The organism is Arthrobacter sp. SPG23, assembly GCF_000876655.1.
Taxonomy (GTDB): domain Bacteria; phylum Actinomycetota; class Actinomycetes; order Actinomycetales; family Micrococcaceae; genus Arthrobacter.
This window is the reverse complement of sequence record NZ_JYCN01000031.1, coordinates 36,154-61,187: the sequence shown is the minus strand read 5'-3', so window position 1 is coordinate 61,187 and position 25,034 is coordinate 36,154. Positions and strand designations below refer to the sequence as shown.

At 67.2% G+C, this 25,034-nt stretch carries 24 protein-coding genes and 1 pseudogene; 11 read left to right on the top strand and 14 right to left on the bottom strand.

Annotated elements, in window-relative coordinates; genetic code table 11:
* The 3 genes from TV39_RS20585 to TV39_RS20575 all read right to left on the bottom strand — a co-directional run.
* Window positions 1-946 (bottom strand): aspartate ammonia-lyase (locus TV39_RS20585; protein WP_043485431.1); only part of this gene is annotated, 946 nt, incomplete at its 3' end.
* A 61-nt stretch (window positions 947-1,007) separates the two neighbouring features.
* Window positions 1,008-2,051, bottom strand: coding sequence for an asparaginase (locus TV39_RS20580; protein WP_043485429.1), 1,044 nt, complete (start codon window positions 2,049-2,051; stop codon window positions 1,008-1,010).
* Between the two features lie 43 nt (window positions 2,052-2,094).
* Entirely contained in the window at window positions 2,095-2,790 is a 696-nt protein-coding gene (locus TV39_RS20575; RefSeq protein ID WP_043485427.1) for a FadR/GntR family transcriptional regulator, read from the bottom strand.
* A gap of 187 nt (window positions 2,791-2,977) precedes the next feature.
* On the opposite strand from TV39_RS20575, the gene TV39_RS20570 reads away from it, so the two are divergent.
* Together TV39_RS20570 and TV39_RS20565 are read left to right on the top strand one after the other, a co-directional pair.
* A complete protein-coding gene (locus TV39_RS20570) occupies window positions 2,978-3,292 on the top strand; it encodes a type II toxin-antitoxin system Y4mF family antitoxin (RefSeq protein ID WP_043485425.1) in 315 nt (104 codons plus the stop codon).
* Window positions 3,289-4,518: a type II toxin-antitoxin system HipA family toxin gene (locus TV39_RS20565; RefSeq protein ID WP_043485423.1), complete on the top strand. Its 1,230-nt coding sequence runs from the start codon at window positions 3,289-3,291 to the stop codon at window positions 4,516-4,518. The genes TV39_RS20570 and TV39_RS20565 overlap by 4 nt, the downstream gene beginning before the upstream one ends.
* A 6-nt stretch (window positions 4,519-4,524) precedes the next feature.
* Here TV39_RS20565 and TV39_RS20560 read toward each other — a convergent pair whose 3' ends face one another.
* The 3 genes and pseudogenes from TV39_RS20560 to TV39_RS20550 form a co-directional block, all read right to left on the bottom strand.
* A complete protein-coding gene (locus tag TV39_RS20560; protein ID WP_043485421.1) occupies window positions 4,525-5,142 on the bottom strand; it encodes a uracil-DNA glycosylase in 618 nt (205 codons plus the stop codon).
* A 372-nt stretch (window positions 5,143-5,514) separates the two neighbouring features.
* A pseudogene (locus TV39_RS20555) lies at window positions 5,515-6,825 on the bottom strand (HNH endonuclease).
* Between the two features lie 163 nt (window positions 6,826-6,988).
* A complete protein-coding gene (locus tag TV39_RS20550) occupies window positions 6,989-7,897 on the bottom strand; it encodes an SRPBCC family protein (RefSeq protein ID WP_043485419.1) in 909 nt (302 codons plus the stop codon).
* A 160-nt stretch (window positions 7,898-8,057) separates the two neighbouring features.
* Between TV39_RS20550 and TV39_RS20545 the strand changes: the two genes are divergently transcribed.
* Entirely contained in the window at window positions 8,058-8,564 is a 507-nt protein-coding gene (locus tag TV39_RS20545; protein ID WP_043485417.1) for a hypothetical protein, read from the top strand.
* A 102-nt stretch (window positions 8,565-8,666) separates the two neighbouring features.
* On the opposite strand, the gene TV39_RS20540 is transcribed toward TV39_RS20545, so the two are convergent.
* Both TV39_RS20540 and TV39_RS20535 read right to left on the bottom strand, forming a co-directional pair.
* Window positions 8,667-10,202 carry an amidohydrolase gene (locus TV39_RS20540; RefSeq protein ID WP_043485415.1) on the bottom strand — a complete coding sequence of 512 codons (1,536 nt, stop codon included), beginning with the start codon at window positions 10,200-10,202 and terminating at the stop codon, window positions 8,667-8,669.
* 12 nt (window positions 10,203-10,214) lie between these two features.
* Window positions 10,215-10,853, bottom strand: a complete 639-nt coding sequence (locus tag TV39_RS20535; protein WP_052500649.1) for a hypothetical protein — start codon at window positions 10,851-10,853, stop codon at window positions 10,215-10,217.
* A 223-nt stretch (window positions 10,854-11,076) separates the two neighbouring features.
* Here TV39_RS20535 and TV39_RS20530 point away from each other — a divergent pair, with 223 nt between their 5' ends.
* From TV39_RS20530 to TV39_RS20515, 4 genes are all read left to right on the top strand, one after another.
* Window positions 11,077-11,478, top strand: coding sequence for a hypothetical protein (locus tag TV39_RS20530; RefSeq protein ID WP_144406491.1), 402 nt, complete (start codon window positions 11,077-11,079; stop codon window positions 11,476-11,478).
* Window positions 11,475-12,530 carry a zinc-dependent alcohol dehydrogenase family protein gene (locus TV39_RS20525; RefSeq protein WP_043485412.1) on the top strand — a complete coding sequence of 352 codons (1,056 nt, stop codon included), beginning with the start codon at window positions 11,475-11,477 and terminating at the stop codon, window positions 12,528-12,530. The genes TV39_RS20530 and TV39_RS20525 overlap by 4 nt, the downstream gene beginning before the upstream one ends.
* A gap of 74 nt (window positions 12,531-12,604) precedes the next feature.
* Window positions 12,605-14,305: a DUF4389 domain-containing protein gene (locus TV39_RS20520; RefSeq protein WP_043485410.1), complete on the top strand. Its 1,701-nt coding sequence runs from the start codon at window positions 12,605-12,607 to the stop codon at window positions 14,303-14,305.
* Between the two features lie 95 nt (window positions 14,306-14,400).
* A complete protein-coding gene (locus TV39_RS20515; protein WP_043485408.1) occupies window positions 14,401-15,183 on the top strand; it encodes an SDR family NAD(P)-dependent oxidoreductase in 783 nt (260 codons plus the stop codon).
* Here the strand turns inward: TV39_RS20515 and TV39_RS20510 are convergent.
* The 5 genes from TV39_RS20510 to TV39_RS20490 all read right to left on the bottom strand — a co-directional run bounded on the left by TV39_RS20510 (window position 15,177) and on the right by TV39_RS20490 (window position 19,693).
* On the bottom strand, window positions 15,177-15,611 hold the full coding sequence (locus tag TV39_RS20510; RefSeq protein ID WP_043485405.1) for a DUF1003 domain-containing protein: 435 nt from the start codon (window positions 15,609-15,611) through the stop codon (window positions 15,177-15,179). The two genes, TV39_RS20515 and TV39_RS20510, sit on opposite strands and share 7 nt — an antisense overlap.
* Before the next feature lie 40 nt (window positions 15,612-15,651).
* Window positions 15,652-16,311 carry a GntR family transcriptional regulator gene (locus tag TV39_RS20505; protein ID WP_043485402.1) on the bottom strand — a complete coding sequence of 220 codons (660 nt, stop codon included), beginning with the start codon at window positions 16,309-16,311 and terminating at the stop codon, window positions 15,652-15,654.
* Between the two features lie 132 nt (window positions 16,312-16,443).
* Entirely contained in the window at window positions 16,444-17,451 is a 1,008-nt protein-coding gene (locus TV39_RS20500; RefSeq protein ID WP_043485400.1) for a transketolase family protein, read from the bottom strand.
* The gene (locus tag TV39_RS20495) at window positions 17,448-18,356 is read right to left on the bottom strand and encodes a transketolase (protein ID WP_043485397.1); all 909 of its coding nucleotides are present in this window, start codon (window positions 18,354-18,356) and stop codon (window positions 17,448-17,450) included. Before TV39_RS20495 ends, TV39_RS20500 begins: the two co-directional genes overlap by 4 nt.
* Window positions 18,356-19,693: an MFS transporter gene (locus TV39_RS20490; protein WP_043485395.1), complete on the bottom strand. Its 1,338-nt coding sequence runs from the start codon at window positions 19,691-19,693 to the stop codon at window positions 18,356-18,358. The genes TV39_RS20495 and TV39_RS20490 overlap by 1 nt, the downstream gene beginning before the upstream one ends.
* A 184-nt stretch (window positions 19,694-19,877) precedes the next feature.
* Here TV39_RS20490 and TV39_RS20485 point away from each other — a divergent pair, with 184 nt between their 5' ends.
* From TV39_RS20485 to TV39_RS20470, 4 genes are read left to right on the top strand one after another with little or no spacing between them, the layout of a single operon-like run.
* Window positions 19,878-20,702, top strand: a complete 825-nt coding sequence (locus TV39_RS20485; RefSeq protein WP_043485391.1) for a sugar phosphate isomerase/epimerase family protein — start codon at window positions 19,878-19,880, stop codon at window positions 20,700-20,702.
* Between the two features lie 33 nt (window positions 20,703-20,735).
* The gene (locus TV39_RS20480) at window positions 20,736-21,512 is read left to right on the top strand and encodes an SDR family NAD(P)-dependent oxidoreductase (RefSeq protein WP_043485389.1); all 777 of its coding nucleotides are present in this window, start codon (window positions 20,736-20,738) and stop codon (window positions 21,510-21,512) included.
* A gap of 45 nt (window positions 21,513-21,557) precedes the next feature.
* Window positions 21,558-23,321, top strand: coding sequence for a dihydroxyacetone kinase family protein (locus TV39_RS20475; RefSeq protein ID WP_043485387.1), 1,764 nt, complete (start codon window positions 21,558-21,560; stop codon window positions 23,319-23,321).
* The gene (locus tag TV39_RS20470) at window positions 23,318-23,809 is read left to right on the top strand and encodes an RpiB/LacA/LacB family sugar-phosphate isomerase (RefSeq protein WP_043485385.1); all 492 of its coding nucleotides are present in this window, start codon (window positions 23,318-23,320) and stop codon (window positions 23,807-23,809) included. Before TV39_RS20475 ends, TV39_RS20470 begins: the two co-directional genes overlap by 4 nt.
* 19 nt (window positions 23,810-23,828) lie before the next feature.
* On the opposite strand, the gene TV39_RS20465 is transcribed toward TV39_RS20470, so the two are convergent.
* The gene (locus TV39_RS20465) at window positions 23,829-24,938 is read right to left on the bottom strand and encodes a sulfite oxidase (protein WP_043485382.1); all 1,110 of its coding nucleotides are present in this window, start codon (window positions 24,936-24,938) and stop codon (window positions 23,829-23,831) included.
* Between the last annotated feature and the right edge of the window lie 96 nt (window positions 24,939-25,034).

The window sequence follows — 25,034 nt, the reverse complement described above, 5'->3', positions numbered from 1 at the left end:
TTTCGCCGAGTCCGGCGCGGGGGCCGGAGGAGAGCAGCCGGAGGTCGTTGCAGATTTTGGAGAGTTTCACGGCGACGCGTTTGAGGACGCCGGAGAGGTGGACGAAGGCGCCGACGTCCTGGGTGGCTTCGATGAGGTCCGGCGCGGTGACCAGGGGCAGGCCGGTGATTTCGGCGAGGTGCCGGCAGGCTGCTTCGGTGTAGCCGGCGGGGGCGTTCAGGCCGGTGCCGATGGCGGTGGCGCCGAGGTTGATTTCGTGGATCAGCAGGTCCGCTTCGGCCAGGCGGAGCCGGTCCTCGCCGATGGTGACGGCGTAGGAGCCGAATTCCTGGCCGAGGGTCATGGGCGCGGCGTCCTGGAGCTGGGTGCGGCCCATCTTCACCACGGTGCGGAATTCCACCGCTTTGGCGGCGAACGCGTCTTGGAGTTCGGCGAGGGCGGCGAGGAGTTCGCGGGCGGCGAAGATGGTGCCGAGTTTCACCGCGGTGGGGTAGACGTCGTTGGTGGACTGGGAGAGGTTGACGTGGTCGTTGGGGTGCAGGCGGGTGTAGTGGCCTTTGGGGTGTCCGAGGATTTCCAGGGCGCGGTTGGCGATGACCTCGTTGGCGTTCATGTTCGAGGAGGTGCCGGCGCCGCCCTGGATGACGTCGACGACGAACTGGTCGTTGAGTTTGCCGTTCATGACGTCGGTGCAGGCGGCTTCGATGGCGTGGGCGCGTTCGGCGTCGAGGAGGCCGAGTTCGTGGTTGGTGCGGGCGGCTGCGAGTTTCACGGCGGCGAGGCCGCGGACCAGGTACATGTTGGTGGAGAGCGGCTGGCCGGTGATGGGGAAGTTCTCCACGGCCCGGAGCGTGTGCACGCCCCAGTACGCGGCGGCGGGAACGTCCCGGTCACCCAGGAGATCATGCTCGGAACGGAAGGCGGCGGGGGAAGCGGTTTCGGTCATGGGTATCCTCGGGAGGCGTGGCGGGGCGTGGCGGGGGAGGTTGGAAGGTTGGGGCGGGCGGCTAGGTTGCCGGGAGGAAGGCGGTTGCAGTCAGCTCGCCGACGGGACGGCCGCCGCCCAGGACGGCTGCCGTGGCGATGCCCGCCAGCGGTGCGGTATCGACGTCGAGGGCCCCCAGTGCGCGGACGGTGACCGGCATGCGGGCGCGGTCCCCGCCGTCGGAAATTTTCACGGCCACGGCGCGGCCGTCCGGGAGGCCCACCAGCTGGACCCCTTCGAAACCGTCCTTGGCCACCGCGCCGGGGAGCAGGCGCATCAGTTCGGTGACATCGCGGCCTTCGCCCGCCACCATGTCGGGGTGCTGGATGATGGCGCGGCCGACGGCGGCTTCCGGACTTCCGGGATCGGTCAGCACTGCGGCGGCAAGGCGGCCGAAGGCGCGGGCCATGCCGCGGAGGGTGAGGGCGAACAGCGGGGTGCCGCAGCCGTCGGTGCTGGTCCGCTCGGGCTCTTCGCCGGTGAGTTCCCCGACGGTGGCGGCCACGAGTTGCTGCAGCGGGTGTTCCGGATCCAGGTAGCCGCTGACCGTCCAGCCGTTGATGACGCAGGTCGCGGCCATGGCGGCGTGTTTGCCGGAGCAGTTCTGGGTGAGCTGGGTGGCCGTGCCGCCGTTGCGGAGCCATTCCTCACGTTCGTCCGGCCCGTACGGCAGGTCGGTGCTGTTTTCCAGCGCCTCGGGTGTCAGCCCGTGCATTTCGAGGATGCGGAGGGCGCCGTCACGGTGCATTGCTGCCCCTGAGTGGCTGGCTGCGGTAAGGGCCAGGAGGTCGGCCGGAAGGTTGAGGCCGGCACGGACCATCGCCACGGCCTGCAGCGGCTTGAGCGATGAGCGCGGGTAGAAAGGTGCCAGCGGGGCGCCCGCGGAGAACAGCGTGCGGAGGCCGCCATCGGCTGATTCGTCCGGGGCGGTGGCGATCACCGAGCCGTAGTGGATGCTTTCCACGAGCCCGTCGCGGGTCTGCACGGCCAGGGGAACGTGCTGCGGCAAGGCTGTGAGGTCCGGGGCCGGGGCCGGGGCGTGGACGGGCAAGGCAGGGGAGAGCATGGAGTCCTTGGGATCGGTGACTGGCGTCGGTCGGGTGTTGCGGTTATTGGCTGAGGATGGAGTCGAGGGCGACGCCGACGGCATGCAGGTGTTCCTGCATTGCGGCGCTGGCCTCGGCGGCATCGCCGGATTCGATGGCGGCCAGGATCCGCTGGTGTTCCTGGTCCGAGGCGTGCTGACGGTCGGCCACCATGTTGAGGGTTTCGGATTGGTGCGCCAGGGCGTCGCGGATGTCGGAGACCACGTTTTCGAACACCTTGTTGTGGCTGGCCCGGGCGATGGCTGCGTGGAAGCTGGAGTCGAGGGCCACCCAGGCTTCGGGGTCGTCCTCGGCGGCCATGGCGGCCACAATATCCCGCAGCCCTTCCAGTTCTTCGGCCGTCCGGCGCTCGGCGGCCAGGCCGGCGGCCGGGACTTCGATGTGCGGGCGGGCTTCCGTGAGGTCCAGGGCCGAGTACTGGCCGAGGACCAGGTCCTTGGCTACCCGGTTGGCCACCACAAACGTGCCGCGGCCGGTTTTGGTGGTGGTGAGGCCCAGGGCGTTGCAGGAGCGCAGCGCTTCACGGACCACGGAACGGCTCACCCCGTATTGCTGGGAGAGCGTGGCTTCGGAGCTCAGTTTGGCACCGATTTCGAGCTTGCCGGACTCGATGTCGGTGCGGAGGACGTTGAAGACGGCTTCTGCTGCGCTAAGGCGGGCGAGGGGCTGTCCTGCTGTCCGGCTGTCTGACAGGTTCACGCTTAAAATATGGCACGGGTCACACGGGGTGTCAACTGTGAGCCGGGCCGCTGCAAGGCCGAGCGGGCCCGCACCACGGGTATTCGGCACGTTCATTCCGATTTCCCCCTTTACCGGGTCGGGCCGAGGACCCTATGCTGGAATTAGAGCAGAAACGGTACGTTCGTGCCTATCGGAAGGTTCGGGCATGACAGAGGAGTTTGCTGACCGGCTCGCGGGCGAGGTCAGAGCCAGGCGCGCAGCCCTGCGGCTGACGCAGTACGACCTCGCCCACCTTGCCGGGGTGTCGGAGCGCTTCGTCCGTTTCGTGGAACAGGGGAAGCGCAGCGTGCAGCTGGACTCGCTTCTGGCGCTGCTGGAGACGCTAGGCCTGGAGCTTCGGCTGACCACTCGGGCGCGCCCCGCGGCCCGCGCCATTGACGGAGCCCGCGCACATAACGGCCCGCGCACCGCTGAGGGCGGATCCGCCGCCGTCAAGCGGTTGCCCGAGGGCCGGTCATGAGGCACCGCGTCGCAGATATTTACAAGGCAGGCGTGCTGGCCGCCCGGCTGGAGCGGCACGATGGCGGCACCAGGTTCAGCTACCTGCCGGCGTACCTCGCGGGGGGAGGTCCCGCCGTCGCCAGTTCGCTGCCGCTGGGCACCGAGCCGGTTCTGTCCGCGGCGGGGGCCGCGCCGCCGTACTTCACCGGCCTCCTGCCGGAGGGCAGGCGGCTGAATGCGCTGCGGCGATCGGTGAAGACCAGCGTTGATGACGAACTCTCGCTCCTGATCGCCGCCGGGGCCAACCCGGTGGGCGATGTGCAGATCGTTGGCCATGGTGAGCCGCTGGACCCGGACGAACACGCCGTCGAGCTGAACCCCAAGGCGCCGGTCGATTTCGACGCGCTTCTGGGCGACTCCGGGCTGATCGACCCCGTGGCCCTCGCGGGGGTGCAGGACAAGCTCTCCGCCGGGATGATCTCCATGCCCGTGGCCAGTGCAGGCAGGCGCTACATCCTCAAGCTCAATGCGCCGGAGTTCCCGCATGTGGTGGAGAACGAGCTGGTGATGTTCCGTTATGCCGCCAAACTGAGGATTCCGCTGAGCAAGGTCCGGCTGATCCGGGATGTCGAAGGCCGGCCGGGGCTCCTGGTGGAGCGGTTCGACCGGATCCCGCTGGCCGGCGGTGCACACGGCGCGGTGCAGCGGCTCGCTGTCGAGGACGGTGCGCAGGTGCTGGGGCTGTATCCCGCGGACAAGTACAACGTGGCGTACGGGCAGGTGTGCCGCGCCCTGGCGGAGTACTGCGCGGCGCCGCTGCCGGCCCTGCGGAACCTGGCCATCCAGGCAGCGTTCGCCTGGCTGAGCGGGAACGGCGATCTCCACGCCAAGAATGTGTCGATGGTGCAGCAGCCGTCGGGGGAGTGGTCCATCGCGCCGGTCTACGACATCCCCTCCACAGTGGTTTACGGGGACAAAACGCTCGCCCTGACCTTGGACGGCAAACGGACCGGGATCTCGCGGAAGCATTTCCTGGCATGGGCCGCCGGGCTGGGGCTGGCGGAACGCGCCGCCGTGCAGGTGCTGGAGCTGGGATTGAAGGCGTCGGGTCCGCTGGTGGCCGACCTTGAGGCGGGTACAGCTTTTACCGGAACGAACGACGACGGCGCCTCACCGTTTTCGTCGATGGTCACCAGGCAGTGGCTCAAGGAGCTCAGGCACCGGCGCAGGCTGCTGGAAGCGTAGGAATGACTAGAGGTGCTGGATCCCGGCGCGCTGCATCGCGTCCCGGTAGATCTCGACGCTCTTGCTCAGCAGTTCTTCCTGCTTGTTCGCTGAAACCGCGAAGGCCCGGCCGCCGAGGGCGCTGGCCTTGTAGATTTTGATTCCGGAGTTCTTCAGGGACTGGTGGTACGTCTTCTCGAAGAGGGTCAGGAAGGTCTGGGCGTCCGTGCCATGGGCGATGATGGCCGAGACGCGCCTGTTGATCTTCAGGAACTGGCGGAAGGGACGGAGGCCGTCCGTCTTTTCCTGGACGTTGAGGGCGGAGGGGAGATCGGGATCGCGTACCCAGGGGTAGGCGTTCCACGGCATGACGTACCGGGGGTCGAGTTCCACGATCTCGTAGATTGACGTGGCCCGCCGGGCTGCTTCATCGTCGTTGAAATGCGACACGAAGCCCGATTCGGTGCCTTTGCCCGGGCTGACATGGAGACTGACGATCCTGCATTCGTCCTCGTCATGGACGGGGTCGATGTACGGGACTACGGATCCCGGCTTCTTTTCCATGAGTTCGTCGCAAAGCTGGGTTACAGCAGCGATGTTCGGTTCCTGCAGCAGGGCCTTTTTTTCGTCCCAGTCAATCGTCACGATTTCTCCCTCAGCACACGGCGTCCAGAATCAGGCGTCTGGTTCCACTCTACGCTTTTGGCCGGGGTTGATGTTCAGCGGATTTCCAAAGGAGGTGGTTACCGCACCGCATCCGGGCTTCACGGCAAGAGGCTCCCGACCTATTTTCAGGAGGGCCGCCCGGGCGTACGCTTAAAGCGCCTGCAGGTAACCGTTCAGATAACGCGGGCCGTTCGGGACATGCGAATGTCCGGGCCGTCTCATAGCGAGATCGCGAAGGTACCTGCAGGTCTTTGTTGTTTAAGGCGGTCTTTTGCGATTCAGGCGCGGTGATTCAGGCGCGCGTCAGCCCGCTGATTAGCGCGCGCGTCAGCCGGATAACCCGCCGCCCCCTCACGCAGCGGCCGCGGCCCTTGTCCTGACGCGCTTGAGCGCCTTGGCCCGGTGCCGGAGTTCACGGCGGTGGCGGGATGCTGCTCTTTCGGGAAGCTCATGTCCCGGCAACGGCGGGGCTGTGGACTGGTAGCCGTGCCCCGTAGGTGTTGTCAGTTGGAGTGTGTGCCGGGGTCCTGGACGGGGGTGGGCGCTCCACCCCGGGGCTTCCTTGGCGTGGTTGCAGGCTTCACAAAGCCCCGCGCCGTTACCTTGCTTCGTCGCTCCGCCGCTATGCCAGGGGAAGACGTGGTCCAACTGCCGGATCGGGGCGTCGCACTAGGGCGTACGGCAGATATGGTCCCGCACTTGGATGAAGCGGCGAAGTCCCGGCGGGAAGAGCCTTGCCCTCGACTCCATCGCCACGAGTTCCCCGGTTCGCGGTGCGGTATAAAGCCGCCGGAGCCACAGGTTCATGGGCTTGTCCTGATCCCGGGCAACGATCTTCCGCGCCCACCCCCCAGGGACAACTCCGTAGCCCGCAAGCCGGGCCGGTTCACTGTCTCCCTGAAACAACGTGCGGTCGGTCATGACGAGCTGGATCTCGACGCCGCTGACTCCACCTTCCGTTCCCGTGACGCGTTCAACCAGGGCATCTGCCATGAGCTGGCCCCGGGAACGTGCATCGCCGTCGGATCGGAAGGTATCGGCGTGCCCGCTGAGTGCAGCATGGACGGCCACACCCTCGGCGACCGGGAGGAACGCCGTCACGTAGCACATGGTGTCAGGCGCCGGCCGAAAACTGACGTGGCGCTCGGCGGCGGCGTGGCTGGCGCGGTCGGCAACGGACCTCGGATCTCGCCGATAGGCGGCGGACCGTGCTGCTGCGATGACGGCACGGTCGCCCGCCCCGCTGAACGTCCCGACGTCGGACGCCAACTCCTCGTCGACGGCACTGCGGTCAGCCGCGGACAGGCAGGCAGTCTCACGCAGCAGAAGTGTGGCTCGCCATTCATTGAGCTGGCCCGACTGCAGGCCGGCCAGGGTGTGCGGCATCTCGGTGACGAGCGCCCTCGCCAGGCCTAGGAGCCGACTGCCTTTGGCCGGTGATTCCCGCCGGGCGAGAGCGATCTGCGCAGCGACACCGGCACCGAGCTGCTCGGTGGGGACGCCAGCGCTGGCCTGCTCCCTGCGCTGCTTTAGGTCGAACGCGACCGCGATCCGGGCCTGCCGCGCAGCGGCAGCGGATTTCAGATCCTCAAGTTCACGGAGCTGGTCGATCATCCCTGCGCTGTCCGCGGCCGGCCGCGTGTCAGCCAGTGTGCGGATCATTTCCCTGACCGACACACCGCCCGTTGCATTCGAGACCCGCTCAGGTCCCTGACCGCCGTCCATGCATTAAGTTTCCCCGCGACCACCGACATTTTAAGTGGTCATGGAGAAGGGGCCTCGCCTCAGGTCCCGGGACCCGAGGCGACGCCCCTTGCTTGCGCTCCTAGTGCTGGCCGAGGCTTCCAGCCGCGGGCGGAAGGCCGCCGTCGCGGTTCTCTTCGTCCCTGCGCTCGGCGGCGCTTCTTGTGTCGCTGTCGGCGGTCTCATCCGAGTCGCCTTCGAAATCGACCAGGCCGTTGGTCTGGTCGAACGGCTTCGCAATCCGGTCGTCACTCAACGCGGAACCGGAACCGACGCCGGATGCAGTGCCAGCTGCTTCCGCGGGTTCCACATAGCCGGAAGCGTTGGTGGGCGGTACGGCGGTGATGGGGGTCCCTGAAACGGGCGCCGTGGTGCGCGCGGGCTCCGCGTCCTTGTCCCGCATGCTCGCGGCCACGCCTGCCGCCGCTGCCGCGGCGACTCCGACTCCGGCTGCGACCTTTCCGGAGACGCCGGCCTTGCCGGAATCGCCGCGTGAAGCTGCGGCCGCCTCCACTCCGGGCGTCCCTGTCGAGGCGCCTTCGTTGACGGTTCCCCGCCAGGCGCCGCTCGCGTAGCCCTCATCCTCGATGAAGTCCTTGAACCTCTTCAGGTCCCCCTCAACCTGCCGGTCGACGACATGGAGTTTGTCTCCGATGGTCTCCACGACGCCGTGCGGCTCGTATTCGAGCGACAACTGCACCGAGGTCTGGCCGCCGCCCACATCTTCGAACGTCACAGCCCCTGCATTTGTCGCGCCCTCAGTTGCGGCCCAGGCGACCTTGCGGTCCGGGACCTGCTCCAGGATCTTGGCCTCCCACTGCCGGCGCACACCGGCAATCTCAGCCACCCATTCAAGACGGTCGTCGCTGAGCTGCGTCACGCTCTTCACGCCACCCATGAAGTGTGGAAATTCCTCGAACTGGGTCCACTGGTTGTACGCCGTGCTTGCCGGGACGTTGACCAGAATGCGTTTCTCGACCTTCGTGCTCATGGTGTCTCCTTTGACTAGGACGGGTTGTGCGTTGCCTGGCGATCACGATGGTTTCGCCAACTAATCAGCATACTTACTATAACTTTGATGCCGCCATCCGGCTAGAGTTTCTTTGGCGGCCCCCGCCGTTCCACGAGTTCACGAGCCAAGGAACCCCTCCATGCAGGTCACCAAACGGGCGCTCCGGGAAGACGGATTCGCCGGTTTCAGGACCATCGCTGACGTCGACATCAACCGGATTCCGCAGGCACCAGGTATCTTCGCCGTCCTCCAGCCCGACGGATTCCAGGTGCAGTTCCTGGCGAAAAGCACGGCCGGGGTATTCAAGAAAAAGGACCCTTCGCTCTCCACGGAAAAGCTCGCTGCCGAATGGGTGGACGGCGCGGAGGTCCTCTACGTCGGAAAGGCCGGACCGGGGAGCAAGGGCAACCGCGGCCTGCGCCGGCAAATTCAGGAGTTCCTCGACTTTGGCAACGGCAAGCCGCCCGGGCACTGGGACGGGCGGCTCATCTGGCAACTCGCAAACGCCAGGTCCCTGCTCATCGCCTGGAAAGAGCTGCCCGCCGGCGGGCTTAACCAGGCTGAGGCCAAGTATCACGCCGACTTCCGGGAGGCGTACGGCCGCCTGCCGTTCGCCAACCTGGTGCAGGCCCGGGTCAAGGGCTAGGCATGAGCCGCGTTCGCGCCGTAAGTTGCTGACGGCGCAGCCGGAGAACGACGACGGCGGGCGGAGCTTGGGGCCTCAAGTGTCCGTTCGCGCTGGTCAGGTTTAGGACGCAACCGTCCCGTCGTCGTCGTACGTGAACCTGCCGGCAACCAGCGTCGCCGCCACCGGCATCGACGCGAACACCTCGTCTGAAACGGCGAGCGGGTCGACGTCGAGCACTGCGATGTCCGCCGGGTCGCCCACTTTGATCCGGCTCCGTCCGCGGGCGGACGCCGCCAGGGCTTCCTCCCGGGTGATGGCCTGCTCGGGGTGCCACGGTCCGCGTCCGTCCCGGCCGGCCCTCGTGGTCGCGGCGGACATCGCGGTCCATGGATCCAGGGGCGCCACCGGAGCGTCCGAACCCAGCGCCAGCGTGGCCCCGGCAGCCAGCAGCGACCGCAGCGGGAACGCCCGGTCGGTGCGGTCGCCCCAGTTGGCGTCGGCGGCGTCGCGGTCGTCGAGGGCATGCGCCGGCTGGACGCTCGCCGTCAGGCCCAGCCGGCCAAAGCGGGCGAAGTCCTCCTGCCGGACGAACTGGGCATGTTCGATCCGTCCCCGGACGCCGGCGGCCTCGAAGGCGTCCAGCGCCACCTGGTTCGCTGCGTCGCCGATCGCGTGGACTGCCGGAACGAAGCCGGCGTCCCTGGCCCGGATGAGCAGCGCCAGCAGTTCCGGTTCGCTGACGGTGAGCAGGCCCCGCCCGCCGTGCGGATAGGGGTCCACGCAGTACGCGGTCCGGGTGTTCAGCGAACCGTCGATCAGCACTTTGAGCGGCCCAACCCTGAGCAGGCCGTTCCCGCCCGGAATGTCCTGCCCGGTCCGCATAGCCTGCTGCTGCGCCCGGTCCAGGTGTTCCGGATAGACCCCCGCCTCCACCCGCAGGGAACCGAAGCCTGCGCCGACCCGCTGAAGCCACACGTCGCGGTTCCAGGTCATCTCAAAGTCCACGATCCCCACCACCCCGCGGGCGGCAGCCTTCCGTGCAGCCTCGCCAACCCAGGCGTCAACCACCGGATCAGGCAGCCGGCCGAGCTCCCGGGTCAGGGCAAAGGCCGGTTCCTCCCGCAGCAGGCCGCCGGCGTCCACTTCCACCCCGTAGAGTTTCGCTGCGGCGCTGTTCAGCCAGACGCAGTGCAGGTCATGGCTGATGAGCGCCGCAGGACGGCCCTGCGTCACGGCGTCGAGCATCGCCAGGCTGGGAACGTCCGCCCAGACGGCGTCACGGAAGCCGACGCCCACCAGCGTCGGGCCGCTGCCGCCGTCGTTCTGGTTGTGCACCGCAACGCGGAGGCCACTGCCGGCGATACGGGAACGGACGACGTCGACGGCGTCACTCGCCGACGCGGCGTGCGACAGGTCGATGCGGTTGGCGGCCATGGCCCACTGGGTCATGTGCACATGCTCATCCCAGAGGCCCGGGATGGCGTACCGGCCGCCGAAGTCAACGGTGCGCGCGCCGCTCCGCTGCCCATCCGCGGCCGTTATCCGGGTGACAACGCCCCGGGCAATGTGAATGTCCAAGCAGTCCGTCCCGCCGGGCTGCCGGACGGAGGCAAGGACGAGGTCGGGCGCAGCGGGTTCAGGCAAAGGGGCAGGCATACGGACAGGCTACTAAGAGTTTCCCTCTGCGCGGCTCCTGATCCCGTGGAGCATCCGCCGGGACATGATGAAACTGGCAACCTCCACCGCTTCGACCAAGCACCGGGCCCACCACTGCCGGTAGGCGTAACGTTCCCGCACCACCATCCGGGTGGTGCCGTCGGGCTGCGGTTGCAGGACAAACGCCCAGCTGAAGTCGAACGGCCCGGGCGGGGATCCGGGAGGAACGCGCAGCACGAGGGCGTTGCCCTGGTCTACCAGCCCCACTTCCAGATCGGCGGAAGCAGCGGGTGCCAGGTGAAAGCGGTCGCCTGCCTTGATGTCCTGCCACTCCGGGTGGACGCGGTCGGCGCTGTGGATGTCCAGGCCGGCGAGGTTTTCCAGGAAGTCGTAGCTGTAGAGTCCGCCGCGGCCCTGCCCCATCTGCGCCAGCCAGGGCCACACCTCATCCGCCGGAGCCTTGATGGTGATCGCCCGCGTGGACTGCAGATCCGCGGTGGACAGGAATTCGTCGCCAGGCAGCCCGCCGTCGGCTTCGGCGTCCGTGGCACCCCAGCGCAACTGAAAACGCCGGAACAGGAAGGCCGATGCCACCAGCCAGGCGAACACTGCGGGCTTGGAAATATGTTGTATGTTCCGTGGCTTCCTCATCGGGCAATTCTCCAGAGCGGCCCGCACCCGGCATAGGGGTCTTTCGTCCCTTACTGTCGCGGCCCGGACCGGCCATCCTTGATGTGGGGCATCTCACGCCTGCGTTACTCACGCACGCACCTTGGGGAGGGAAATGCTTCGCCGATCAGCACCAGGTCTCGCTACAACATTGGGGAAGGGCTGGCGCAGTGCGCCTCCCGGACATAGCAGGAGACCCGGCTTCATGAATCAGCACGCCCGAACTGTCCTGGGTACTCGACCCTCCGTCCCCTCCCGTCATGGAGCCCCATCCACCACGCACTATGAACACTCGGACCATCGGCTGAAAGTGGTGGTCCGCATCGAAGCGGACCTGGAGGCTGCCAGCATCGAAGTCCGTGGCGTAGTGACGGGGGCCAACCTCCGCGCCCTGTACGTGGTCGCGCGGCGAACCACCTCGCTGTTGCACGGCAAAGAAATCACCATCGACCTCTCCCGCGCCCGGGTCACTGACACGGTCCTGGAACAACTCCACGAGTGCGCCCGCCTGTCCCGGCTGGCGTCCGGAGTGGACCGCTCCTTGGTGCCGTGCCGCGTGAAAATCGTTGACCCCGGCTTTATCCACAGAGTCAAGGAGTACGCATGAAAGCGCTCGTCTACGGCGGCCCCGGCGAAAAGTCATGGACCGACGTCCCGGATCCCACCATCCAGAACCCCAGCGACGTGATCGTCAAGGTGGACACCACCACCATCTGTGGAACGGACCTGCACATCCTCAAAGGCGACGTGCCCGCAGTGCAGAAAGGCCGGATCCTGGGCCACGAAGGCGTAGGGACCATCACCGAAGTCGGCTCCTCGGTTACCAGCCTGAAGGTGGGGGACCGGGTCATCATCTCCTGCATCAAGTCCTGCGGCCACTGCGCCAACTGCAAGACCGGGCTTTACTCGCACTGCATGGGCGAGGAAGGGGCATCCGGCATCGGCTGGGTCTTCGGCCACCTGATTGACGGCACGCAGGCCGAATATGTGCGCGTCCCGTACGCGGAGAACTCGCTGCACCTCCTCCCTGAAGGAGTCAGTGACGACCAGGCCGTGATGCTCTCCGACATCCTGCCCACCGGCTTCGAGATCGGCGTGCAGTACGGGCGGGTCAAGCCGGGGGACACCGTGGCGGTTGTGGGCGCGGGTCCGGTCGGGTTGGCAGCTATCGCCACCGCAGGACTGTACGGCGCGGCAACCATCATCGCGATCGACCTTGACGCGAACCGGCTGGAAAAGTCCCGCGAGTTTGGCGCCACCGACGTCGTGCTTTCCGGCGACGCCGACTGGAAGGAACAGGTACTGGCGCTCACTGACGGGCAGGGTGTGGACGTGGCCATCGAGGCGGTGGGCATCCCGGCGACCTTCGGCATGTGCACAGAGGTGGTGCGCCCCGGCGGCAACGTGGCCAACGTGGGCGTGCACGGCAAGTCCGTCGAACTCCATGTGGAAAACCTCTGGATCCAGAACATCAACATCAGCATGGGCCTGGTCAATGCCAATACCACGCCGATGCTCCTCAAGCTGGTGGCGCAGAAGAAGGTTCCGGCCGAGAAATTCGCCACCCACCACTTCACGTTCGACCAGTTCATGGACGCCTACGACACCTTCGCCCGCGCCGCCGAAACCAAGGCCCTCAAAGTCGTGATCACGGCGTGAAAGCGTCCGCCCGCTCAAAAGAGCGGGCGGATAAGACCCCGGGGGGCCAAGCAAGAGGCAAGAAAGGACTGGCCATGAAACCAGGCCGGATAGTCATGCTGGTGCTCGGCACCCTCGCCGCCCTGATGGGGCTTGGACTGCTGACAGCCGCCGGCGCCGTCGGATGGGTCAACTTCCAGCAGCGCGACAACGGATATTTGACCACGCCCACCGAGCGCTACGACGTGGCCACGCGTGCCATCACCTCGCCCGGCCTGAACGTTCTGGTGGACGAGGAACTGCCGGACGTCCTGCCGGTGGACAGCGCTGGCCGGTTGCTGCTGCGCGGCACGGCGGCGGCCGGGCAGCAGATCTTCATCGGGATCGGACCGCAGGAGGACGTTGCCCGGTACCTTGACAACGTCCGGCACTCCGAAATCACTGAGTTGAAGTCCTACCCGTTCCGCGTCCAGTACCGTGAGGTCCCCGGCGACGCCGTACCCGCCGCCCCCGGGGCGCAGACGTTCTGGTCCACCTCCGCCCAGGGAACGGGAACCCAGCAGATTGAGTGGGACCTGCGCAGCGGCCGCTGGGCCGTGGTGGTTATGAACGCCGACGGCGCTGCCCCGGTCTCCGTGGACCTGCAGGCAGGCGTGCGGTCCGATCTGTTGTTGCCGGTCTTCATCGGCCTCCTGATCGGCGGCATCGCCCTGCTGGTGGTGGGGGTGCCGCTTATTGTGGCCGGCGCCGCAGGGCTCGGCAGGCATGGCCCGCCGCCGCATTACCCGGCGGCCGCGCCGATGGGCCCCGGCTCCGTGCCAGTGGGGCCGGACGCCCATGCCCCGTACGCCGCAGCTCCGGGGGCCGCAGGTCCCTACCCTACGGCGGCCGCGGCCATACCGCCCGGAGGCGGCCGCACGCCGCTGCCCACGGACCCGCAGCCATCGGACACTTCCCGGTACCCGGTTCGGCTGAATGGTTACCTGGACCCGGCCCTCTCACGCGGCATGTGGCTGATCAAGTGGTTCCTGGCCATCCCGCACTACATCGTGCTGTTCTTCCTCTGGTTCGCCTTCTGCGTGACCACCATCGTGGCGGGCTTTGCCATCCTGTTCACCGGCCGCTATCCGCGCTCGCTGTTCAACTTCAACGTGGGCGTCCTGCGGTGGAACTGGCGGGTTGCCTTCTACGCCTATGCAGCGATCGGAACGGACCGCTACCCGCCCTTCACCCTGGCCCGGACGGACTACCCGGCGGATTTCGACGTCGACTATCCCGAGCACCTCTCCCGGGGCCTGGTCTTGGTTAAATGGTGGCTGCTGGCCCTTCCCCAGCTCCTGATTGTCGCCGCCTTCTCAGGCGCGGCAAGCACATGGGGCAACCGGCGCACATGGGTGGACGGCAGATGGGTGGACGGCACCTGGGCTGACGGGACATGGGTGGGATACCAGGGCGGCGGCGGGATCTCGCTGATCGGGCTGCTGGTGATCGTGGCCGGTTTCAGCCTGCTGTTTACGGGCCGCTTCGGCCGGAGGCTTTTCGACCTGCTGATCGGCCTGAACCGCTGGACCCACCGCGTCATTGCCTATGTGGCACTGATGCGGGACGAGTACCCGCCGTTCCGCCTCGACATGGGGCCGACAGACCCGGCCGACGCACCGCCGGCCGGTTATCTTCCGCCGCCGGTGCCAGCCTCGCAGTCCGCCGTGCCCCCTGGCCCGCCGGCGCCGCCGGCAGCAGGCCCGCGCACGCAGCCGCCCCCGGCGCCCCCGCGCGCTGAGCCTCCGGAAGGCTGATCCCTTCGGAGGGCTGATCCCCAGTGCCCCTTGCCACCTGCGGCCCACAGGAAGATAGTGGGAGGAATCGTCCACTTCCGGGCAGGAGGCCCGCAATGCCGCAGGAAAACACAACCGGGTCCGGTGGTCTCCTGAAGGGCCGGACCGCCCTGGTGTACGGCGCCGGCGGTCCCGTCGGAGGGGCCGTCGCGCGGGCCTTCGCGGCGGAGGGCGCGGACGTCTTCCTGGCCGGCCGGACGGAATCCCGCCTCCTCAAGGTAGCCCGCGACATCCGCGAGGCGGGCGGCAGCGCGGATACCGCCGTCGTCGATGCCCTGGACGAAAACCAGGTGGACGCCTTCGTGGACCAGGCCGCAAAGAAGACCAGGCGCATCGACATCTCCTTCAACCTGATCTCCTACGGGGACGTCCAGCAGCCGCTGATGGAGATCGCCGCCGATGACTTCAGCCAGCCCATCAGTGCAGCCACGCGGACCCACTTCCTCACCACCCGCGCCGCGGCGCGGCACATGATCAGGCAGCGTTCCGGCGTGGTTCTGATGTTCGGCGGCTCGGGTCCGCAGACCCTGCACGGGCTGGGCGGGTTCAAGATTGCGCTGGACGCCATGGAGGGCCAGCGCCGGCAGTGGGCGCTGGAACTCGGCAAAAGCGGCGTCCGGGTGGTCACGCTGGTGACGGGCGGGATCGTGGAAACCATTCCCTGGCAGGCTGAGGGGCGTGAAGAGATTGTGGAGGAAATCACCCGGACCGCGCACCTGAACCGGACGGCAACGCTGGAGGATGTGGGCAACGTGGCGGTGTTCATCGCCTCGGACCGGGCCGGCGCCATCACCGACGCCACCGTGAATATTTCCTGCGGCGCGATCGTGGACTACTGAGCCCTCGCCCCGCCGTCGCGGTCGCGTTCCGCAAGGAGCTGCCGCAGTTCCCGGAGGATCTCCAGTTGTTGGTTGTTGATGTCGGTCAGCTTCTGGATTTCGTCCTCCGCCCGCACATCCGTGTCGTAGTCATGCCGGGCCATGGCGGCTGCGATGGCATCCTGCCGCTTCGCGGCGATGAGCAGGATGGCGCCCTGCAGGCCGGCCAGCATGGACAGGAACAGGTTCAGCAGGATGTAGGGGTAGGGATCCCACGCTCTGTCGGCAAGAGCAAACGAATTGACCAGTGCCCACGCGATCATGGACGCGATGAAGATTCCCACGAACGGCCAGCTGCCCATGCCGTTGCGCAGGACGTCGGCTGCCCGTTGCCCCTTGCTCAGTCCGGCTTTGTGTTCGGCGTGCCACGTTTTCTTGTGCTCGGTCATGTGCCCAGCGTAGGCGCTGGAGCAGGCGCGGCCGGGGCCCCTAAGCCACCAGGTTGTCCGCGGCGGTGTCCATGTGTTCGCGGATGGTCTTGCGGGCCAGGGAGGCGTCCCCGGTTTCGATGGCGGCCACGATGTCATGGTGCCGGTCCACGCTCATGTTCGAAACGCCCTTTTCCAGTCCGGCAAACATGATGGACATCCGGATGGAACCTTCCAGTGATTCCCAAGAGTGCAGGAGCGTCTCGTTGCCGGTGAGGCGGCACAGGGTGCGGTGGAACTCGAGGTCGGATTCGATCCGCTCCTCGAGGCTGCCCTTGGCTGCCGCATCCATGGCGCCGATGGCAGCCCGCAGCGAGCCGATCACGTGCTGGCGGTCCGGGAGCTCACACAGGGTGCGGGCGGCCAGGGATTCCAGCGCCGCACGCACCGAATAGATGTCACGGATTTCCTTGGCATCGAGGTGACGGACGGAAAGGCGGCCGCGCGGCCCGGCTGAGAGCAGGCCTTCCTGCTCCAGCTGCCGCAGAGCTTCCCGGAGCGTTCCGCGGCTGATCTGCAGCATGTCCGAGAGCTCGGTTTCCACCAGGTGCCGCCCGGGTTCCAGTTCGCCGCTGGTGATGGCGGTGCGCAGCGCGGACAGGGCCTGCTCGCGGAGGCTCTTTTTCTGCAGTCCCAGCAGTGGTGCTGTCACTCCGGCCATCGTTGCACTTCCTCAATGTCAGTGGTCGACTGTTTACAGTCGGTGTGTTAACTGTTGATGGTACGGCAGAAGCGCGGGCCCGTCTCCTGTCCGGGGCCGCGCTTCCGCCGTCGGTCTCTAACCGCGCTGCGGTTAGCCCAGCTCCGCGAGCACTTTCGCCACGATCCGCTGGACCGAGAGGCCGTAGCGCTCGTGCAGGGTGGGCAGGGCGCCGGCGTCGAGGAACTCGTCCGGCAGCGCCACCGGAACCACGCGCTTGCCCAGGCCGGCGGTAACGACGGCGGACGCAACCGTTTCGAACAGTCCGCCGATCACGCTGTGGTTTTCCAGCGTCACCGCGAGGCGGTCGGTGTTGATCTCGGCCAGGACCGTCGCCGCGTCGAACGGCTTGATAGTGGGGGTATGGACGACGGCGACGTCCACGTTGTGCGCGGCCAGCGCCTTCGCTGCCTGCAGCGCCCGCATGGTCATGAGCCCGCTGGAGATGAAGACGACGTCGTTCCCGCCGCGCAGGACCTTCGCCTTGCCGAGCTCGAAGGTGTACCCGTATTCATCCAGCACAGTGGGGACGTTGCCGCGGAGCAGCCGGAGGTACGTCGGTCCCTCGCTGGCGGCAAGCTGGGGAACGGCCTGTTCGATGTCAATCGAGTCGCAGGGGTCCACGATGGTCAGGTTGGGCATGCCGCGGAAGATCGCCATGTCCTCGGTGGCCTGGTGGCTGGGACCGTAGCCGGTGGTCAGCCCGGGCAGACCGCCCACGATGTTCACGTTCAGGTTGGGCTCGGCGCTGTCCAGGCAGAGAAAATCGTAGGCCCGGCGGGCGGCGAACACGGAGTACGTGGACGCGAACGGCACCAGCCCCGTCTCGGCCAGGCCCGCGGCTGCTCCGAAGAGCAGTTGCTCAGCCATGCCCATCTGGAAGAAGCGTTCCGGGAAAGCCTGCGCGAAGATGTGCATGTCCGTGTATTTGCCCAGGTCGGCGGTAAGGCCAACGATCTTGTCGTTCTCCTGGGCGGCCTTCACCAGTGCATGTCCGAACGGGGCGGAAGCGGTCTTCTGGCCGGGATCGGCGAAGGACGCGATCATGGCCGATGTCTTCAGCTTGGGGGCGGTGCCCTTTACGGCGGCTGCTGTGCTCATCGTCCGGTGGTCCCTTCGAATCCTGCGGTCAGTTGTTCGCGGCATTGCTGCCATTCGTGTTCTTCGATGCGCATGAAGTGCGCCTTTTCGCGCTCCTCCAGCAGCGGTACTCCGCGTCCCACTTTCGTGTCGCACAGGATCACGGAAGGACGTCCGACGGCGGCCGCCTGGGCGGCTGCGTTGTCGAAGGCCTGCAGGAGTGCGGCCATGTTGTTGCCGTCCACCCGCTGGGTGTACCAGCCGAAGGATTCCCACTTCTCGGTGACGGGTTCGGTGCGGAGCACGGTGTCCGTTTTCCCGTCTGCCTGCAGCGCGTTGATGTCCACCATTGCGGTGAGGTTGCCCAGCTGGTGGTGGTGCGCGCCCATGGCGGCCTCCCAGGTAGAGCCTTCGTCCAGTTCGCCGTCGGAGAGGAAGTTGTAGACCCTCGCCCCGGAGCCCTGGTACCTCAGGCCCAGTGCCATGCCCACCGCGATGGTGAGGCCGTGGCCCAGGGAGCCGCCGGAGATCTCCATCCCGGGGGTGTAGGTGGACATCCCGGACATCGGCAGCCGGGAGTCGTCTGAGCCGTAGGTCTCGAGTTCCTCCACCGGGACGATTCCGGCTTCGGCTAAAGCGGCGTAGTGCCCGATCGCGTAGTGGCCGGTGGAGAGCAGGAACCGGTCCCGGCCCTCCCACTCGGGGTTATCGGCGCGGTAGCGGAGCTGGTCGGCGTAGACCGCGGCCAGCATGTCCGCGGCGCCGAGGGCCTGGCCCACGTAGCCCTGGCCCTGGACCTCGCCCATGTTCAGGGCGTGGTGGCGGATCCGGTAGGCCGCGGCGCTGACGCTGGCGATGCGTTCTGTGGTGGGAGCCATGGTTTCCTGGGTGGCAGTCATCTGAGCTTCCTCTGTGGTGGTGGTCATCAGGCGTTTACTGCCTGCGGGGTGCTTTTGGTGGCCTCATCGGCCAGTTGGCGTTCGCGCTTGCCCCAGGTTTCCCGGGTGACGATGGCGGCCCAGAGTCCGATGGCTGCGTAGAAGCTGAAGAGGAGGGCGGGGCCCATCCAGCCCAGGCTGACAAAGAGGAGCGTGGTGACGAACGGGGTGAAACCGGAGACCATGGCGGAGATCTGATAGGCCAGTGAGGCTCCGGAGGAGCGGGTCTTGGCCTGGAACAGTTCGGGGAACCAGGGGCCCTGGGCGCCGGCCAGGGAGTTCTGGCAGACAGCGTAGGAGATGACAATCGTGGCGATGATGAAGATGAACATTCCGGTGTTCACCAGGAGGAACATGGGGATGCCGAACAGTGCGGCGAAGGCGCAGGACCAGACGTAAAGCGGCCGGCGGCCGATCCTGTCCGTTAGCCTTGCCCACGCCATGGTGGCAAAGATGCCGATCGCGGAAGCGATGCAGAGGGCAACAAGGGTCTGCGTCTTATCAGCCAGCTGCTGGGTGTGCAGGTAGGAAATCATGTAGGTGATGGACACGGCGTAGCCTGCAGTCTCTGCAATGCGGAGGCCGATGCCCCGGACGATGCTGCGCCAGTCCGTCTTGATGATCTCGATGATCGGGGACTTGACGATGGAACCGCTCTCCTTGACCTCGTCGAAGACCGGCGATTCCGGGACCTTGGAGCGGATGATCAGGCCGACGGCCACCAGCACGATGCTGGCCAGGAACGGAACACGCCAGGCGAGTTCGCCGCCCAGGTTCACGCTGACCAGGAAGACGAGGTTGGCCAGGAGGAGGCCAACGGGGAAACCGGCCTGCACGATGCCGGTGTACTTTCCCTTGGACTTCCAGGGCGCGTGCTCGTAACTCATCAGGATGGCGCCGCCCCACTCAGCACCAAAGGCCAGGCCTTGGACGACGCGGACGAACACCAGCAGTGCAGGCGCCAGCAGGCCCACCTGGCTGTAGGTGGGGAGCAGGCCGATCATGAATGTGGCAACGCCCATGAGGATCAGGGAGGCAACCAGGACGGGCTTCCGGCCCACCTTGTCGCCGAGGTGTCCGCCGATGATGCCGCCGATGGGGCGGGCAGCGAAGCCCACACCCAGCGTGGCGAAGGCTGCCAGCGTTCCGGTGACCGGGTCGCCGGTAGGGAAGAAGGCCGTTCCGAAGTACAGGGCAGCGGCAGTGCCGAAGCCGATGAAGTCATAGGTCTCGATAACGGCGCCGACGCCGGAGCCGATAGCGACGCGCTTAGCGTCCTTTGTGCCGTGCACGTGGCCGCGCATTTTCAGAGCCTCATTGCTCATAGCTGGTTCCCTTTCGAAGAGCGGGCAACGCTTCCGCACCGCCGCTGTCGACTGTTAACAAATGATATGCCAGTGTGACCCCGGTCATGCATCAATGTCAACAGTCAATGTTGGAGGTTGACTGTTAACAGTGGAGCCCCTACAGTGATTCACATCACCCCGCTCGTTCAGAGGATCAACGAAGATGTTCAACTCCCGACTCGGCTGCTCGTCTATCAGCTTCCGGCACCAGGACCTGGGCACGGCCCTGCGGACTATCGGCGGCTTGGGCTTTGAGGAGATCGACCTCGGCGCCCTGCCCGGCGTCTGCGACCACGTCCCGTATGAACTGGATATGGGCGCCGTCCGTTCCGTCACGGCGGAGGTTGCCGCCTCCGGGCTGCGGGTCCGTTCGGTCAATGGGGACATCGGGGACCTCAACGCAGTGCTCGACGCCGGCGGGCAGGCCGCCCGCGAACGGCACCTGGTAGCACTGCTCACCCTCACGGCCAATACCGGCGCGAAGGCGCTGGTCCTGCCGTGCGGCGCCCTGGGCCACGATCCGGTCCGGGGCCTTGACGAGGACCTGGACACCATCGCAGCCCAGCTCATCCATGCCGGGCAGCGGGCGGCTGAATTCGGCGTCGAACTCTGGACCGAATCCCTGCACTTCCTGAGGTTCTGCTGGAACCTGGAACGCGCCGAACTGCTGGCGCACCGGCTGGCCGGCTCCCGCGTGGGGATCGTCATGGACTTCAGCCACATCGTGGCCGCCGGCGAGGACCCGTTGGAATACCTCGAACGCCATGACGGCCGCATAACCCACGTCCACCTCAGGGACGCTGTCCCAGGCAACATCAACCTCAGCATCGGAAACGGCCAGGCGGACTTTGCCGCTGGACTGCGCTCACTCGCGGCCCGCGGCTACGCCGGCCACTTCTCGCTGGAACTGGAAACCCGGGACGTCACGCACGACGAACGCCCGGCGGCCGCCGCCAAGGCAGCCAGCTTTATCACCGACCTCATCTGACCGCCACATACACACCAAGCAACAAGGAGCATCATGACTACCACCATCCAGCGCACCGCCGTCCTCACCGGAGCCACTTCGGACCGCGGCATCGGCATCACCACCGCACGCCGCTACGCCAGCCAGGGCTGGGCGGTGGTGATCCTGGACCTCGACGGCGAGAAGTCCGCCAAGGTCGCCGCCGAAATCGGCAACGAATTCAATGTCGCCGCCTTCGGCCACGAAATCGACGTCGCCAATGAGGGCTCCGTCAACGCCGCCTACGCCGCCGTCACAGCAGAAGTCAGCGCCGGCAACCTTCCCCCGGTGGGCGCCCTGGCCAACATTGCCGGCATCACCTCCCCGGTGCCGTTCCTGGAAACCACGCTGGAACTGTGGCACAAGGTCATGGACGTCAACGCCACCGGAACCTACCTGGTCACCAAGGCCTTCCTGCCGGACATGATCGCCAGCGGCTGGGGCCGGATCGTGAACATGTCCTCCGTCTCCGCCCAGCGTGGCGGCGGCGTTTTCGGCAAGGTCCCCTATTCCGCCGCGAAGGCCGCCATCCTGGGCTTCACCAAGGCGCTCGCACGGGAAATCGGCGCCACAGGTGTGACCGTCAACGCCATCACCCCGGGCGCCGTGGACACCAACATCCGGGTGGGCAGCACCGAGGAGCAGGAGGCCGCCATCAACGCCGGCATCCCACTGGGCCGCAACGCCACCACCGAGGAAATCGCCGCCGTCATCACCTTCCTGTCCTCTGAGGAATCGGCCTACCTCACCGGAACCACCATCGACATCAACGGCGGAAGCCACATCCACTAGCAGTCTCGCCATTCAGAAGACCGAGCGCAGCCTGGAGAGCCCACTATGACCAGAATTTTCAACGATCCGTCCGACTTCGCCGAGGAAGCCCTCGCCGGGTTCTGCGACGTCCACGCCGACCTGGTCCGCCAGGTTCCCGGCGGGGCCGTGCGCCGCCACCGCCCCGCCAAGCCCAAAGTGGCTGTCCTCGCGGGCGGCGGTTCCGGCCACTACCCGGCCTTCGCCGGCCTGATCGGCACCGGACTGGCCGACGGCGCCGTGGTGGGCAACATCTTCACATCCCCTTCCGCGCAGCAGGCCTATGCCGTGGCCAAGGCGGCGGACTCCGGCGCCGGTGTGGTGTTCACCTACGGCAACTACGCCGGGGACGTGCTGAACTTCGGCATGGCCAGTGAACGGCTCGCTGCGGAGGGGATCCAGGTGGAAAACGTCCTGGTGACGGACGACGTCGCCAGCGCACCGCCGTCGGAAGCGGAGAAACGCCGCGGCATCGCGGGTGACTTCACCGTCTTCAAGATCATGGGCGCCGCCGCCGAAGCGGGCGCAGGCCTGGCCGACGTCGTGCGTCTTGGCCGGAAGGCCAACAGCCTGACCCGCACCATCGGCAGCGCTTTCCACGGCTGCACCTTTCCCGGTGCCGAGGCGCCGCTGTTCACCCTCAAGGACCGTCAGATGGGCCTGGGTCTGGGTATCCACGGCGAGCCCGGCCTGTTCGACACCGAGCTGCCGCCCGCCAAGGAACTGGGCCAGGAACTCGTTTCCCGGCTGCTGGCCGAGACGCCGCACGGCGCGGGCGACCGCCTCGCCGTCATCCTCAACGGCCTCGGTTCCACCAAGCATGAGGAACTGTTTGTCCTCTGGCTCACCGTGGCTCCGCTGCTCCGCGCCGCCGGCTACACGCTGGTGATGCCGGAGGTGGGCGAACTGGTCACCAGCCTGGACATGTCCGGCGTCTCCCTCACCATCACCTGGCTGGACGACGACCTTGAGCCGCTCTGGGCCGCTCCGGCTGAAACGCCGGCCTACCGGCGGGGCAATGCCGCCCTGCAGCTCGGTGACCGGATGGCGGAGGAAACGTCCGACGACGCCGCACCCGCCGCTTTTGAGGCCACCGAAGACTCGCGCGGCTATGCGGCACACTGCCTGGCAGCGCTCGCTGCGGCCCGGGCTTCCCTGCACGGTGCCGAAGCCCGGTTGGGGGACATGGATGCGGTAGCCGGCGACGGCGACCACGGACGCGGGATGGTCCGCGGGATCGATGCGGCCGTGGCCGCAGCCGAGGACGCCGCCGCCGGCGGTGCCGGAGCGGGGGCGGTTCTTGCGGCCGCCGGGGACGCCTGGGCTGACAAAGCCGGCGGAACCTCCGGCGTGCTGTGGGGTGCCGGTCTGCGGTCCTTCGGCGAAGCCCTCGGCAACCAGCTGGCCCCGGGACCTTCGGAACTGGCCGCGGCGGTAGCGGCGTTCGCGGGAAGGATCACCGGCCTCGGCAAGGCGGACGTCGGGGACAAGACCATGGTTGACGCCCTGTTGCCCTTCACCGAAACGTATAGCCGGCTGGTGGCCGACGGTGCCGGGCACACCGGGGCGTCGCTTCAAGCGGCGTGGGCCGAAGCTGCCGCGGCCGCCACGGCGGCGGCGGAAGCCACCGCTTCCCTGCGTCCGCTCAAAGGCAGGGCCCGGCCGCTCGCCGAAAAGAGCGTGGGCACGGCGGACCCCGGGGCCACGTCCCTGGCCATGATCTTCTCCGTCATGGGCCCGCACCTTGCAGTTCCGGCTGCAACCCGCCAGCCCGCAGGAACACCCTCATGACCGGGGAAGGACAGGCCGTGGGCATTCGACTCATCCTGGGCGCCGACGAAGCCGGCGTGGACTACAAGGACCGGATCATGGAGGACCTGCGGAACGATCCCCGGGTCAGCGAAATCATCGACATCGGCGTCAACCGCAGTGATGCCCCCGAGCAGTTCACCACTCCGTACCCGTACGTGGGGATTGCCGCCGGGGAGATGATCAAGGACGGCCTCGCGGACCGGGCCATCCTGTTCTGCGGCACCGGGATCGGCGTGGCCATCGCCGCGAACAAGGTGGAAGGAATCAGGGCAGCCACGGCCCATGACTCCTTCTCGGTGGAACGCTCGGTGCTCTCCAACGACTGCCAGGTGCTCACCATGGGCCAGCGCGTGGTGGGCGTGGAGCTTGCCCGCAGGCTTGCCCGGGAGTGGCTCGGCTACACCTTCGACCCCGGCTCCGCCTCGGCCGGCAAGGTCAAGGTCCTGACCGACTTCGAAGACTGCTGACGCGCCAAGTCAGCGGCAGCTATTCGACGTTGACCTTCACGCGCTGCACCACGTTGTTGCCCATGCCCTGGTAGTTCCAGACCTGCTCCAGCGGCTGCATCGCTCCGGTGGCGTCGGTGGCCCGGCAGGCGAGCTCATGCTCGCCCCGGTCCGCCACCCACGGCAGCGTCCATTCGCACCACGCAAACGGTCCGGCTGGATGCCCGAGATGCGCGGGCACCCATTTCCCGTCGATCCCCACCTCCACGCGGACCACGGAGCCTTCGCCGGACCAGGCCCTGCCTTGGAGCATCACCGGCCCGGGGGAGAGGACCCTGCTGCGGGTGAAGAAGTCCGGAATGCCCGGCGGAATCATCAGCGAACGGACCTTGATCCTGGAGACCGGGGTGCCGGCGTCGTCCGCGTCCTCTTGGTAGCGGTACGCCACCGACTGCTGGAATCCCTCGAACGGGTGGGTCAGCACCTGGATGGACTCCAGCCATTTCACGCTGGCCATGCCGTACCAGCCCGGGACCACCAGCCGCAGCGGGTAGCCGTGCTGCGGCGGCAGCTCGCGCCCGTTCATCTCGTAGGCCAAAACGACGTCGGGACGCAGGGCCTCCTTGATGGGCAGGCTGCGCGCATACGTCTGCCGGATTCCGCCCTGGATGCCGGCGTCGGCTCCGGTGAACACCACTTCGACGGCGTCATCATCCACCCCGGCCTGGGCCAGCAGGTACGCCAGCGGAACACCGGTCCACTCCGCGGTTCCCACGCCCTCGAGCCGCCACGGCTGGCTCAGCGGCCGCGGGTGCAGCAGCGAACGGCCGTTGCCGGCGCACTCCAGCGTCACCGGAATGCTGATGGTCGGGTCCCGCCGGAGCGCCCGGAGGCTGATTTCGACGGCCCGCTGCACGGCACCGCCGATCCGCAGGTGCCAGGTATCCGCGTCGATGAACGGGATATCGAAATGCGTCAGCACGTAGTGCAGCCCCGGCGGCGTGGTGTCCTCCCGCAAGGCCTCCAGCGGCATCGAATGGTTCCTGACGGCAAGCTGCAGTTCCTCTGCGGTGAGCGGGCCGTGGGTGGGTTCTCCTGCGTGCGCCGCGGGCTTCAGGGACTGACGGCGACGGGAAATCTGCTTCGTCATGGCACTGGTCTACGCCGACGCCGCCGGTGCGTCAAGGGCGGGCCCACGCAGCAATGCCGGGCACCCCGACTGGGGAACCCGGCACAAGCTACTGCC

What these genes read in the sequence shown, in the direction of transcription:
- TV39_RS20580 (WP_043485429.1), bottom strand. Translation starts at nt 2,051, where the DNA reads ATGCTCTCCCCTGCCTTGCCCGTCCACGCCCCGGCCCCGGCCCCGGAC.
- TV39_RS20570 (WP_043485425.1), top strand. Translation starts at nt 2,978, where the DNA reads ATGACAGAGGAGTTTGCTGACCGGCTCGCGGGCGAGGTCAGAGCCAGG.
- TV39_RS20565 (WP_043485423.1), top strand. Translation starts at nt 3,289, where the DNA reads ATGAGGCACCGCGTCGCAGATATTTACAAGGCAGGCGTGCTGGCCGCC.
- TV39_RS20550 (WP_043485419.1), bottom strand. Translation starts at nt 7,897, where the DNA reads ATGAGCACGAAGGTCGAGAAACGCATTCTGGTCAACGTCCCGGCAAGC.
- TV39_RS20545 (WP_043485417.1), top strand. Translation starts at nt 8,058, where the DNA reads ATGCAGGTCACCAAACGGGCGCTCCGGGAAGACGGATTCGCCGGTTTC.
- TV39_RS20540 (WP_043485415.1), bottom strand. Translation starts at nt 10,202, where the DNA reads ATGCCTGCCCCTTTGCCTGAACCCGCTGCGCCCGACCTCGTCCTTGCC.
- TV39_RS20535 (WP_052500649.1), bottom strand. Translation starts at nt 10,853, where the DNA reads ATGAGGAAGCCACGGAACATACAACATATTTCCAAGCCCGCAGTGTTC.
- TV39_RS20530 (WP_144406491.1), top strand. Translation starts at nt 11,077, where the DNA reads ATGAATCAGCACGCCCGAACTGTCCTGGGTACTCGACCCTCCGTCCCC.
- TV39_RS20525 (WP_043485412.1), top strand. Translation starts at nt 11,475, where the DNA reads ATGAAAGCGCTCGTCTACGGCGGCCCCGGCGAAAAGTCATGGACCGAC.
- TV39_RS20520 (WP_043485410.1), top strand. Translation starts at nt 12,605, where the DNA reads ATGAAACCAGGCCGGATAGTCATGCTGGTGCTCGGCACCCTCGCCGCC.
- TV39_RS20515 (WP_043485408.1), top strand. Translation starts at nt 14,401, where the DNA reads ATGCCGCAGGAAAACACAACCGGGTCCGGTGGTCTCCTGAAGGGCCGG.
- TV39_RS20510 (WP_043485405.1), bottom strand. Translation starts at nt 15,611, where the DNA reads ATGACCGAGCACAAGAAAACGTGGCACGCCGAACACAAAGCCGGACTG.
- TV39_RS20505 (WP_043485402.1), bottom strand. Translation starts at nt 16,311, where the DNA reads ATGGCCGGAGTGACAGCACCACTGCTGGGACTGCAGAAAAAGAGCCTC.
- TV39_RS20500 (WP_043485400.1), bottom strand. Translation starts at nt 17,451, where the DNA reads ATGAGCACAGCAGCCGCCGTAAAGGGCACCGCCCCCAAGCTGAAGACA.
- TV39_RS20495 (WP_043485397.1), bottom strand. Translation starts at nt 18,356, where the DNA reads ATGACCACCACCACAGAGGAAGCTCAGATGACTGCCACCCAGGAAACC.
- TV39_RS20490 (WP_043485395.1), bottom strand. Translation starts at nt 19,693, where the DNA reads ATGAGCAATGAGGCTCTGAAAATGCGCGGCCACGTGCACGGCACAAAG.
- TV39_RS20485 (WP_043485391.1), top strand. Translation starts at nt 19,878, where the DNA reads ATGTTCAACTCCCGACTCGGCTGCTCGTCTATCAGCTTCCGGCACCAG.
- TV39_RS20480 (WP_043485389.1), top strand. Translation starts at nt 20,736, where the DNA reads ATGACTACCACCATCCAGCGCACCGCCGTCCTCACCGGAGCCACTTCG.
- TV39_RS20475 (WP_043485387.1), top strand. Translation starts at nt 21,558, where the DNA reads ATGACCAGAATTTTCAACGATCCGTCCGACTTCGCCGAGGAAGCCCTC.
- TV39_RS20470 (WP_043485385.1), top strand. Translation starts at nt 23,318, where the DNA reads ATGACCGGGGAAGGACAGGCCGTGGGCATTCGACTCATCCTGGGCGCC.
- TV39_RS20465 (WP_043485382.1), bottom strand. Translation starts at nt 24,938, where the DNA reads ATGACGAAGCAGATTTCCCGTCGCCGTCAGTCCCTGAAGCCCGCGGCG.